This window comes from Streptomyces sp. NPDC056734 (assembly GCF_042790455.1).
GTDB lineage: Bacteria > Actinomycetota > Actinomycetes > Streptomycetales > Streptomycetaceae > Streptomyces.
Genome location: NZ_JBHTZD010000045.1, coordinates 20,952 through 31,499 on the forward strand (window position 1 = coordinate 20,952; position 10,548 = coordinate 31,499).

The window sequence follows — 10,548 nt, forward strand, 5'->3', positions numbered from 1 at the left end:
CACTCCCCGGATCGCGACCGACCGGCACTGGACCGCGACCCCTTACACACCCACCCGCTCAGCCACCCGCTCAGCCACCCGCTCAGCCACCCGCCAGGGAATGCCCCCGTCTCCCAGGCGTTGAACCCCATGTGACCCCAGCGATCGCCGATATCCCGTTCTCCGTCCTCGACCGCTCCCGTACCCGCGAGGGGCGGCCGGGGCCGGAGGCGCTGCGGGACACCGTGGGGTTCGCGCGGGAGGTGGAGCGGCTCGGCTATCACCGGTTCTGGGTGTCGGAGCATCACGGCGTGCCCGGCGTCGCCGGTTCGGCGCCGACCGTGCTGGCCGCCGCCGTGGCCGCCGCCACCGGCACGGTCCGGGTCGGCACGGGCGGGGTGATGCTCCCCAATCATCAGCCGCTGGTCGTCGCCGAGCAGTTCGGGGTGCTGGAGTCACTGTTCCCGGGCCGGATCGACATGGGCCTGGGGCGTTCGGTGGGCTTCACCGACGGCGTGCGCAAGGCACTGGGCCGGGACAAGGGCGTGGCGGAGGACTTCGAGGGCCAACTGGCCGAGCTGCTGGGCTGGTTCCGGGGCACCTCGCCGACCGGGGTGCGCGCCCGCCCGTCCGACGGTCTGACCGTGCCGCCGTTCGTGCTGGCGATGGGCGAGGGCGCGGCCATCGCCGCCCGCGCGGGCCTGCCCATGGTCATCGGCGACCTCCGCGACCCGGAGCGGATGCAGCGCGGGATCGATCAGTACCGCGCCCTGTTCCGCCCCTCGCAGTGGGCGAGTGAGCCGTACGTCGTCGTCTCCGGCACGATCGCGGTGGCCGCGTCCGAGGAGGCGGCCCGGCGGCTGCTGGTCCCGGAGGCGTGGTCGATGGCGTACTCGCGCACCCACGGCACCTTCCCGCCGCTGCCGCCCGCCGAGCGGGTCGAGGCGCTGCGGATGACCGAGCGGGAGCGCGGCTTCTACGAGTCGGGGCTGACCGGCCGGCTCGTGGGCACCGAGGAGCAGGTCGCCCACGAGCTGGATACGGTCCTGAAGGCGACGGGGGCGGACGAGGTGCTGGTGACGACCAGTACGTACGACCGTGACGCGCTGCTGGACTCCTACCGGCGGCTGGCGCGGATCACCGGCCGCCGCCCTTCACAGCTGTCGTAGCCGTCGCAGCCGTCGTATCCGTCACAGTGACGCGGGCTGTTGCGCCTGTACCTCCAGCGCCCCGTCCACCGCGTCGACCCGCGCCCGGTCGCCCGCGTTGAGCTGCCCGGACAGCAGCAGGTCGGCGAGGCGGTCGTCGACCTCGCGCTGGATGGTGCGGCGCAGCGGGCGGGCGCCGAAGTCGGGCTGGTAGCCGAGGTTGGCGAGGAGGTCGGCCGCCGCGTCGGTGATCTCCAGGTCCACCTCCTGGGCGCGCAGCCGGCGCCGGGTGTGGTCGAGGAGGAGTTCCACGATCTGGCGCAACTGGGCGCGGTCCAGGCCCCGGAAGACGATGATCTCGTCGATGCGGTTGAGGAACTCGGGCCGGAAGTAGTCGTTCAGTACCGGCAGTACCTGTTCGCGCATCAGGTCGTAGTCCTCGACCCCGGCGGACAGGATCCGGTCGGCGCCGATGTTCGACGTCATGATGACGACGGTGTTCTTGAAGTCGATCGTGCGGCCCTGGGAATCGGTGAGCCGCCCGTCGTCCAGGATCTGGAGCAGGGCGTTGAAGACGTCCGGGTGGGCCTTCTCCACCTCGTCGAAGAGCACCACGGAGTACGGCTGTCTGCGCACCGCCTCGGTGAGCTGGCCGGCCTCCTCGTGGCCGATGTATCCGGGCGGGGCGCCGACCAGCCGGGAGACGGTGTGCCGCTCCTGGAACTCGCTCATGTCCAGGCGGATCATCCGGTGCTCGTCGCCGAAGAGGGCGGCGGCGAGCGCGCGGGCCAGTTCGGTCTTGCCGACGCCGGTCGGGCCGAGGAACAGGAAGCTGCCGACGGGCCGGTCGGGGTCGCTCATGCCGGCGCGGGCGCGGCGCACGGCACGGGCGACGGCGGTGATGGCCTCGTCCTGGCCGACGACGCGTTCGTGGAGGTGCTCCTCCAGCTTCATCAGCCGCTCGCGCTCCTCCTCGGTGAGCTGGGCGACCGGGATGCCGGTGGAGCGGGCGACGACCTCGGCGATGTCGTCGGCGGTGACCTTCGGGGTGTGCTCCTCGGCGGCGTCCGCGTCGGCGAGCCGGCCCTCGGCCTCCTTGATCCGGTCGCGCAGTTCCCTGGCCCGCTCGTACTCCTCGTCGGCGACCGCCTGGTCCTTCTCCCGGCCCAGGGCGGCGATGGTGTCCTCGATGTCGCGGGTGTCGGCCAGCGGGGTCTTGGCGCGCAGCCGGACCCGGGCGGCGGCCTGGTCCATCAGGTCGATCGCCTTGTCCGGCAGGAAGCGGGAGGTGATGTACCGGTCGGACAGTTCGGCGGCGGCGACCACCGCCTCGTCGGTGATCCGGACCTGGTGGTGGGCCTCGTAGCGGTCGCGCAGCCCGCGCAGGATCTCGATGGTGTCGTCCACGGACGGCTCGCCGACCAGGATGGGCGCGAAGCGGCGCTCCAGGGCGGCGTCCTTCTCGATGTGCTTGCGGTACTCGTCCACCGTGGTCGCGCCGATGAGGTGCAGTTCGCCGCGCGCGAGGGCGGGCTTGAGCATGTTGCCCGCGTCCATGGCGCCCTCGCCGCCGCTGCCCGCGCCGACGACGGTGTGCATCTCGTCCAGGAAGAGGATCAGTTCCTCGCCGTGCTCGCGGACCTCTTCGAGGAGCTTCTTCAGGCGCTCCTCGAACTCGCCCCGGTACTTGGTCCCGGCCACCATCCCGGGCAGGTCCAGGGAGACCAGCCGCTTGCCCGCGAGGGTGCGTGGCACGTCCCCGGACACGATCCGCTGGGCGATGCCCTCCACGATGGCGGTCTTGCCGACGCCGGGGTCGCCGATCAGCACGGGGTTGTTCTTGCTGCGCCGGGAGAGCACCTCGATGGTCTGCTCGACCTCGTCGTCGCGCCCGATCACCGGGTCCAGGCGCCCGGCGCGGGCGTCGTCGGTGAGGTCACGGCCGTACTCGTCGATGGTCGGTGTGGTGCTGGGCCGCTGCCGCTCGGCGGCGGTGTGTTCCGCGGCCGGCATCCGGGCGGCCTCCCAGCCGTTGTCGGCGAGCGCCTGCCCGGCGGCGGACTCGGGGTTCGCGGCGAGGGCGCGCAGCAGGTGTTCGGGGCCTATGTAGGAGACGCCGTCGGCGCGGGAGATCCGGTAGGCGTCGAGCAGGGCGCGTTTGGCGGCCGGGGTGAGGGCGGCGGGCTCGGTCTTCTCGCCGCCTGCGGTGTGGGCGGCGAGCCGGGCGCGGATCCGGTCGGGGTCGGCTCCGGCGTCGCTCAGCAGCCGCCGGGTGGCGTCCTGCTCGGTGGCGGCGGCCAGCAGATGCCGGGCGTCGAGATCCTCGCTGCCCTCGACGGCGGCGATGTCCCGGGCCTGCGCCACCAGCTCACGGGCCCGCTCGGAGAGCAGGCTGCCGATATCGACGCTCTGCGGCCTGCGGGCCGGCGCCGGCGGCCCGCCCTGTCCGCCCGGCCCGCCGAAGAAGCGGGACATCAGCTCGTCGAACTCCTCGAAGGGACTGCGGCCGAAGCCGAAACCGGGAGTAGTCATGATGGACGGGCCCTCCGTACGTCGCCGGGCATCCCCGCCTACCAACGTCGCACAGCCCGCCGGGGCCCGCACCCGCGCGGGGTTACCGGGGGTGACCTGCGGGGCCGCCCCGCGCGGGGACCGGGAGCACGATCGCCAGGGGGTGGAGGTGAACATCCCGCGCGAGGTGGTCGCGGTCTTCAACGGTCACCGGTCCGTCCAGCTCACGGCCGACGCGGTACGGCGCCCGGTGCCGGGCCGGGCCGCATTCCCGGAGTCGGCAACGGCCCGCCGTCTCCTCGACCCCGCCCGGGGGCGGGCAGGCCGACGCCGCTCGGTCGTACGGCCGCCTGACCGATCGGTCAACGGGCCTCGGGCACAAGGTCATTGGGCCACACGGTCATTCGGCCAACCGGCCGTTGGGGTCGCCCGGCCCTCCCCACCCCGTTCACTGAATCGCTCACTCCCTCAGTCGCTCACCAGTTCCGCTTCCGCCCGCCTCCCCGCCACCCGCCCCGCTGGGACACCAGCGTCGCGTGCGGCCGGCCCGGTTCGCCGACCCGGCCGGGCTGGGCGGCGTGGGCCAGGGTGCGGCGGTCGGGGTGGGTGCCGGGGGCGATGAGGGGGCGTACGTCCACCTCGGCGCGCAGGCCCCGGGCGCACACCACCCGCCAGACGGAGGTGACCAGGGAGTCCTCGCCGACGAAGGCGGGGGTGGTGGTGGCCGGGCCGTCGGTGAGCCGGTAGTGCAGCCGGACCGGCTGGACGGGGACCCGGGCGTCGAGGGCGGCCTGGAAGGCGGCCCGGCGGAAGGTGCCCTGGGCCCGGCCGCACCAGGTGCTGCCCTCGGGGAAGACCCCGACGGCGCCGCCCTGCCGCATGACGTCGGCGAGCGCGGCGACGGTCCGCGGGAGGGCCTTGAGGCGGTCACGGTCGATGAAGAGGGTGCCGCCCCGGGCGGCGAGCGCGCCCGCGAGGGGCCAGTGCCGGATCTCGGTCTTGGCGAGCATCCGGGCGGGGCGCACGGCGGCGAGCAGCGGGATGTCGAGCCAGGAGATGTGGTTGGCGACGATGAGCAGGCCGCCCGTCGCGGGGGCGGACCCGGTCACGGTGAGCCGGACCCCGGCGGCGCGGACCACGGTCCGGCACCACCAGCGGATCGTCCCGGCGGGCAGCCGGTGTCCCAGCGGCAGCGCGAGACAGGCCGCGGCCACCAGCGCCAGGACCGCGGTGAACCGCAGGACGGCCCGGGGCAGACCCGCCGCGCGCCCCACCGCGTCGATGCACGCGGCGGGGGTGCACGGCGCGCTCGGCTGCCAGACGCTCAGCGCGTTCATCAGGCCGGGACGAGCGAGAGGAAGTGCTTGAGGTAGCGCGGGTTGACCCGGCGCATGGACAGCAGGACGTAGAGGTCGGCGACGCCGAAGTCCGGGTCGTGGGCGGGCTCGCCGCAGACCCAGGCGCCGAGCCGGAGGTAGCCGCGCAGCAGCGGGGGCAGTTCGGTGCGCCCGGCGGGGCGGGTGACGCCCTCGGCGCTCCACGGCAGCAGCGGGCGCACCCGGTACGCCTCGGGGGCGAGGTGCTTGCCCTGGACGCGGTCCCAGGTGGCGGCGGCGAGCATGCCGCCGTCGGCGAGCGGGACCGAGCAGCAGCCGGCGAGCCACTCATGGCCGCCCGCGACCATGTAGCGCGCGATCCCGGCCCAGATCAGGCCGATGACGGTGCCGTCACGGTGGTCGGGGTGGACGCAGGAGCGGCCGACCTCCACCAGGCCGGAGCGGATCGGGTCGAGTCCGGCGAGGTCGAACTCGCCCTCGGAGTAGTGCCGCCCGGCGATCGCGGCCCGCTCCGGCGGCAGCAGCCGGTAGGTGCCGACGACCTCGCCGCCGATGGTGTCGCGGACCAGCAGATGGTCGCAGTACGCGTCGAAGGCGTCGATGTCGAGGCCGGGCTGCGGGCTGGACAGCAGGGCGCCCAGCTCGCCGGCGAAGACGTCGTGGCGCAGCTTCTGGGCGGCGCGGACGTCGGCCTCGTCGTGGGCGAGGGTGACGGTGTACCGCGTGGGTACCGCCGGCTGTGGCGGTCGGTCGAGCGTGGTGACGCCGGTCATGGCTCTCTCCTGGTCACGGGCCGGGTTCGGCAGGTGCGTCGGACGGGGGCCGGTCCCGTACGTCCGGCCGCCACAGTTCTTCCGACGCCGGCTGTCCGGCGCGTAACCCCTGCTGGGAGAGCGGGTGTGAGGTAGTTGAATGCCCGGGGTGGGCCGGGCGGGGGTGCAGAAATGCTTGGCGGGACCGGGAAGAGCACCGCTCCCGGTCCCGCCCGTCCGCACCTTGACGGCGAACGTCTGTGAGCTGCGGCGTCCCTCGCGATCCGGTGGATCCGGACGCCCGGGCCCTACCGCTTGGCCACCTTGCGGGTCGCCCGCAGCCATTCCCTGTTCATGCTGGTGATGGAGACCAGGGGGATGCCCTTCGGGCAGGCGGTGGCGCACTCGCCGGCGAGGGTGCAGCCGCCGAAGCCCTCGTAGTCCATCTGCGTCACCATGTCCAGGACCCGGGTCTCGCGCTCGGGCGCGCCCTGCGGCAGCACGTTGAGGTGGTTGATCTTGGCGGAGGTGAACAGCATCGCGGCGCCGTTGGGGCAGGCGGCGACGCAGGCGCCGCAGCCGATGCACTCGGCGTGCTCGAAGGCGAAGTCGGCGTCGGGCTTGGGGACCGGCGCGGCGTGCGCCTCGGGGGCGGCGCCGGTGGGAACGCTGATGTAGCCGCCGGCCTGGATGATCCGGTCGAAGGCGGAGCGGTCGACGACGAGGTCCTTGACGACCGGGAAGGCCGACGCCCGCCAGGGCTCGATGTCGATGGTGTCGCCGTCGGCGAAGGAGCGCATGTGCAGCTGGCAGGTGGTGGTGCGCTCGGGTCCGTGGGCGTCGCCGTTGATCACCAGGCTGCACGCGCCGCAGATGCCCTCGCGGCAGTCGTGGTCGAAGGCGACCGGGTCCTCGCCCTTGAGGATGAGTTCCTCGTTGAGCGTGTCCAGCATCTCCAGGAAGGACATGTCGGAGGAGATGCCGTCCACCTGGTAGGTGGACATGGCGCCGTCGGCGTCGGCGTTCTGCTGCCGCCAGACGCGCAGGGTGAGCTTCATGCGTAGCTCCGCTGGGTGGGGTGGACGTACTCGAAGACCAGGTCTTCCTTGTGCAGGACGGGCGCCTCGCCGGTCGTGGTGAACTCCCAGGCGGCGGCGTAGGTGAACTCGTCGTCCTGGCGGGCGGCCTCGCCGTCCGGGGTCTGGGACTCCTCGCGGAAGTGGCCGCCGCAGGACTCGGCGCGGTGCAGCGCGTCGAGGCACATCAGCTCGGCCAGCTCCAGGTAGTCCACGATCCGGTTGGCCTTCTCCAGCGACTGGTTGAACTCCTCGCCGGTGCCGGGGACCTTGATGCGCCGCCAGAACTCCTCGCGGATCTGCGGGATGCGCTCCAGGGCCTTGCGCAGTCCGGCGTCGGTGCGGGCCATGCCGCAGAACTCCCACATCAGTTCGCCGAGTTCGCGGTGGAAGGAGTCCGGGGTGCGGTCGCCGTCGACGGACAGCAGCAGGTTGAGCCGGTCCTCGGTCTCGGCGATCACCTCCTGCACCACGGGGTGTTCGCCGGTCACCGGCTCGCTGTGCGGGTGGCGGGCGAGGTAGTCGTTGATGGTCGCCGGGAGCACGAAGTAGCCGTCGGCCAGGCCCTGCATCAGGGCGGACGCGCCGAGCCGGTTGGCGCCGTGGTCGGAGAAGTTGGCCTCGCCGACGGCGAACAGGCCCGGGACGGTGGTCTGGAGGTCGTAGTCGACCCACAGCCCGCCCATGGTGTAGTGCACGGCGGGGTAGATCCGCATCGGCACCTCGTAGGGATCCTCGTCGGTGATCCGCTGGTACATGTCGAAGAGGTTGCCGTACTTGGCCTCGACGGCCGCCCGGCCCATACGCTGGATGGCGTCCGCGAAGTCGAGGTAGACGCCCTGGCCGCCGGGTCCCACGCCACGGCCCTCGTCGCAGACGTTCTTGGCGGCGCGGGAGGCGATGTCACGCGGGACCAGGTTGCCGAAGGCGGGGTAGATGCGCTCCAGGTAGTAGTCGCGCTCGTCCTCGGGGATCCGGTTCGCCGGACGGGTGTCGCCCTGCGCCTTGGGCACCCAGATCCGGCCGTCGTTGCGCAGCGACTCGCTCATCAGGGTCAGCTTGGACTGGTGGTCGCCGGTGCGCGGGATGCAGGTGGGGTGGATCTGGGTGAAGCAGGGGTTGGCGAAGTAGGCGCCGCGCCGGTGCGCCCGCCAGACGGCGGTGGCGTTGGAGTTCATGGCGTTGGTCGACAGATAGAACACATTGCCGTAGCCGCCGGAGGCGAGGACGACGGCGTCCGCGAAGTAGGTGTCGATCTTCCCGGTGATCAGGTCCCGGGCGACGATCCCGCGCGCCCGCCCGTCGACCACGATCACGTCGAGCATCTCGGTACGGGGGTGCATCTCGACGTTGCCCGCCGCGATCTGCCGGCTGAGTGCCTGGTAGGCGCCCAGCAGCAGCTGCTGGCCCGTCTGGCCGCGGGCGTAGAACGTACGGGAGACCTGGACGCCGCCGAAGGAGCGGGTGTCGAGGAGTCCGCCGTACTCACGGGCGAAGGGCACGCCCTGCGCCACGCACTGGTCGATGATCTCGACGGAGATCTGCGCGAGCCGGTGGACGTTGGACTCACGGGCGCGGAAGTCGCCGCCCTTGACGGTGTCGTAGAACAGCCGGTGGACGGAGTCGCCGTCGTTGCGGTAGTTCTTCGCCGCGTTGATGCCGCCCTGGGCGGCGATGGAGTGGGCGCGGCGCGGGGAGTCCTGGTAGCAGAACTGGACGACGTGGTAGCCCTGTTCGGCGAGGGTGGCGCCCGCGGAGCCGCCCGCGAGGCCGGTGCCGACGACGATCACGGTGTGCTTGCGGCGGTTGGCCGGGTTGACCAGCTTCGCCTCGAAGCGGCGGGTGTCCCAGCGCTCCTCGATCGGCCCGGAGGGGGCCCTGCGGTCGAGGACCGGCTCACCGGTCGGATACTCGGAGTAGGTCATCTCAGCTCACCAATCCGGTCATGACGCCCACGGGCACGGCGATGAACCCGAGCGTGAGCACTGCGGCGAGAACGTTGGCGACGGTCTTCAGGGCGCGGTCGCGGCTGCGGCTGCCGGCGCCGAGGGTCTGGGCCGCGCTCCAGAAGCCGTGCCGGATGTGCAGGCCGAGCGCGAGCATCGCGACCAGGTAGATGACGTTCCCGTACCACGTGGAGAACGTGTCGATGATGTTCTGGTACGGCTTGAGGTGCTCGTAGCCGCCCGGGTGCACGGTGCCGGTCGTCAGGTCGAGGATGTGCCAGACGATGAACAGGGCGAGGATGATCCCGCCCCAGCGCATGGTCCGCGTGGCGTAGCTGGCCCGCGGCTTGCTGTGCACGTACTTGCTGGGCCGGGCCTTGATGTCCCGGCGGCTGAGCTGGTAGGCGCAGACCGCGTGCGCCACGACGGCGACGACGAGGACGATCCGTACGATCCACAGCGCCCACTCGTAGTGCAGCACCGGTTCGCCCATGGTGCGCAGCCAGTGGGCGTAGTCGTTGATGTCCTCGGGGCCGAAGAAGATCTTCAGGTTCCCGATCATGTGCGCGATCAGGTAGAGCAGCATCACCAGGCCGCTCACGGCCATGACGGTCTTCTTGCCGACCGAGCTGTCCCACACCGTGCGCGCCATGGACGGCCGTTTGTCCGTCCGCGTTGCCAGAGCCATGTCAGGCACGCTAGGGCCGGGAGGCCCCATCGGTCCAAGACATGGTCCGGCTTGATTCGATAGGCCCGGCCTATAGTGGCTGTATGCAGTTCCAGCAGCTCCAGTATTTCGTGGCGGTCGCCGAGACCCGGCACTTCACCCGTGCCGCCGAGCTGGTCCATGTGGCCCAGCCCTCGCTCTCCCAGCAGATCAAGGCGCTGGAGCGGGAGCTGGGGGCGGATCTGTTCCTGCGGGCGCGCGGCAACATCGCGCTGACCGACGCGGGTGAGGCGCTGCTGCCGCTGGCCCGGCGGATCCTCGCCGACGCGGACACCGCCCGTATCGAGGTGCAGGAACTGGTGCAGTTGCGGCGCGGCCGGGTGCGGCTGGGGGCGACGCCGAGCCTGTGCACCGGTCTGCTGCCGGATGTGCTGCGCGCCTTCCACGACCGCTATCCCGGGATCCAGCTGCTGATCGAGGAGGGCGGCTCGCACGATCTGGTACGGCTGCTGGCGCGCGGGTCGCTGGATCTGGCGCTGGTGGTGCTGCCGCTGCCGGCCGCGTCCCCGGCGCTGACGACGGTGGAGCTGCTGCGGGAGGACTTGGTGGTCGTCTCGGCGCCGGAGGCTGCGCGGCCGGGGGGCGGGGGGCGGAGCGTGCGGTTCGCCGATCTTGAGGGGGAGCGGCTTGTGATGTTCCGGCACGGCTATGACCTGCGGGAACTGACCGTCGCCGCGTGTCGCTCCGCGGGGTTCGAGCCGGATTTCGCCGTTGAGGGCGGGGAGATGGACGCCGTGCTGGGGTTTGTCCGGGCGGGGCTGGGGATCGCCGTGGTGCCGCGGATGGTGGCGGCGCGGTCGGGGCGGGGGTTGCGGGTGACACCGCTCACCCGTCCCGGGCTGCACCGGACGATCGCGCTCGCCCACCGCAGCGATGTGGCTCCGCCTCGGGCTGCGCGGGAGCTTCAGCGGATGCTGCTTGAGCGGTGACCCGTCTTCGACGCCGGATGGGTCTGCCTGGTTGCTGTTTCGACGCGGGGTGCGGGTGGTCGGTGGCTGGTCGCGCAGTTCCCCGCGCCCCTGAAAAGCGAGGGACGGGAGCGCAGCGCCCTGCTTTTAGGGGCGCGGGGAAC

General features: G+C 72.2%; 8 protein-coding genes. 2 read left to right on the top strand and 6 right to left on the bottom strand.

Annotated features, from left to right (window positions below; translation table 11 throughout):
• The first annotated feature begins 131 nt into the window (after positions 1 to 131).
• Complete coding sequence (locus tag ACFRFC_RS37460; protein WP_382687420.1) at positions 132 to 1,148, top strand: LLM class flavin-dependent oxidoreductase; 1,017 nt, start codon at positions 132 to 134, stop codon at positions 1,146 to 1,148.
• A gap of 21 nt (positions 1,149 to 1,169) precedes the next feature.
• Here ACFRFC_RS37460 and ACFRFC_RS37465 read toward each other — a convergent pair whose 3' ends face one another.
• From ACFRFC_RS37465 to ACFRFC_RS37490, 6 genes are all read right to left on the bottom strand, one after another.
• The gene (locus tag ACFRFC_RS37465) at positions 1,170 to 3,659 is read right to left on the bottom strand and encodes an ATP-dependent Clp protease ATP-binding subunit (RefSeq protein ID WP_382687418.1); all 2,490 of its coding nucleotides are present in this window, start codon (positions 3,657 to 3,659) and stop codon (positions 1,170 to 1,172) included.
• 455 nt (positions 3,660 to 4,114) lie between these two features.
• The gene (locus ACFRFC_RS37470; protein ID WP_382687493.1) at positions 4,115 to 4,966 is read right to left on the bottom strand and encodes a lysophospholipid acyltransferase family protein; all 852 of its coding nucleotides are present in this window, start codon (positions 4,964 to 4,966) and stop codon (positions 4,115 to 4,117) included.
• Between the two features lie 8 nt (positions 4,967 to 4,974).
• Positions 4,975 to 5,748, bottom strand: coding sequence for a GNAT family N-acetyltransferase (locus ACFRFC_RS37475; RefSeq protein WP_382687415.1), 774 nt, complete (start codon positions 5,746 to 5,748; stop codon positions 4,975 to 4,977).
• Positions 5,749 to 6,035: 287 nt separating this feature from the next.
• The gene (locus ACFRFC_RS37480) at positions 6,036 to 6,785 is read right to left on the bottom strand and encodes a succinate dehydrogenase/fumarate reductase iron-sulfur subunit (RefSeq protein WP_382687412.1); all 750 of its coding nucleotides are present in this window, start codon (positions 6,783 to 6,785) and stop codon (positions 6,036 to 6,038) included.
• A complete protein-coding gene (locus tag ACFRFC_RS37485; protein WP_382687410.1) occupies positions 6,782 to 8,728 on the bottom strand; it encodes a fumarate reductase/succinate dehydrogenase flavoprotein subunit in 1,947 nt (648 codons plus the stop codon). The genes ACFRFC_RS37480 and ACFRFC_RS37485 overlap by 4 nt, the downstream gene beginning before the upstream one ends.
• Before the next feature lies 1 nt (position 8,729).
• Positions 8,730 to 9,437: a succinate dehydrogenase gene (locus tag ACFRFC_RS37490; protein WP_382687407.1), complete on the bottom strand. Its 708-nt coding sequence runs from the start codon at positions 9,435 to 9,437 to the stop codon at positions 8,730 to 8,732.
• An 83-nt stretch (positions 9,438 to 9,520) separates the two neighbouring features.
• On the opposite strand from ACFRFC_RS37490, the gene ACFRFC_RS37495 reads away from it, so the two are divergent.
• A complete protein-coding gene (locus ACFRFC_RS37495) occupies positions 9,521 to 10,405 on the top strand; it encodes a LysR family transcriptional regulator (RefSeq protein ID WP_382687404.1) in 885 nt (294 codons plus the stop codon).
• Positions 10,406 to 10,548: the final 143 nt, after the last annotated feature.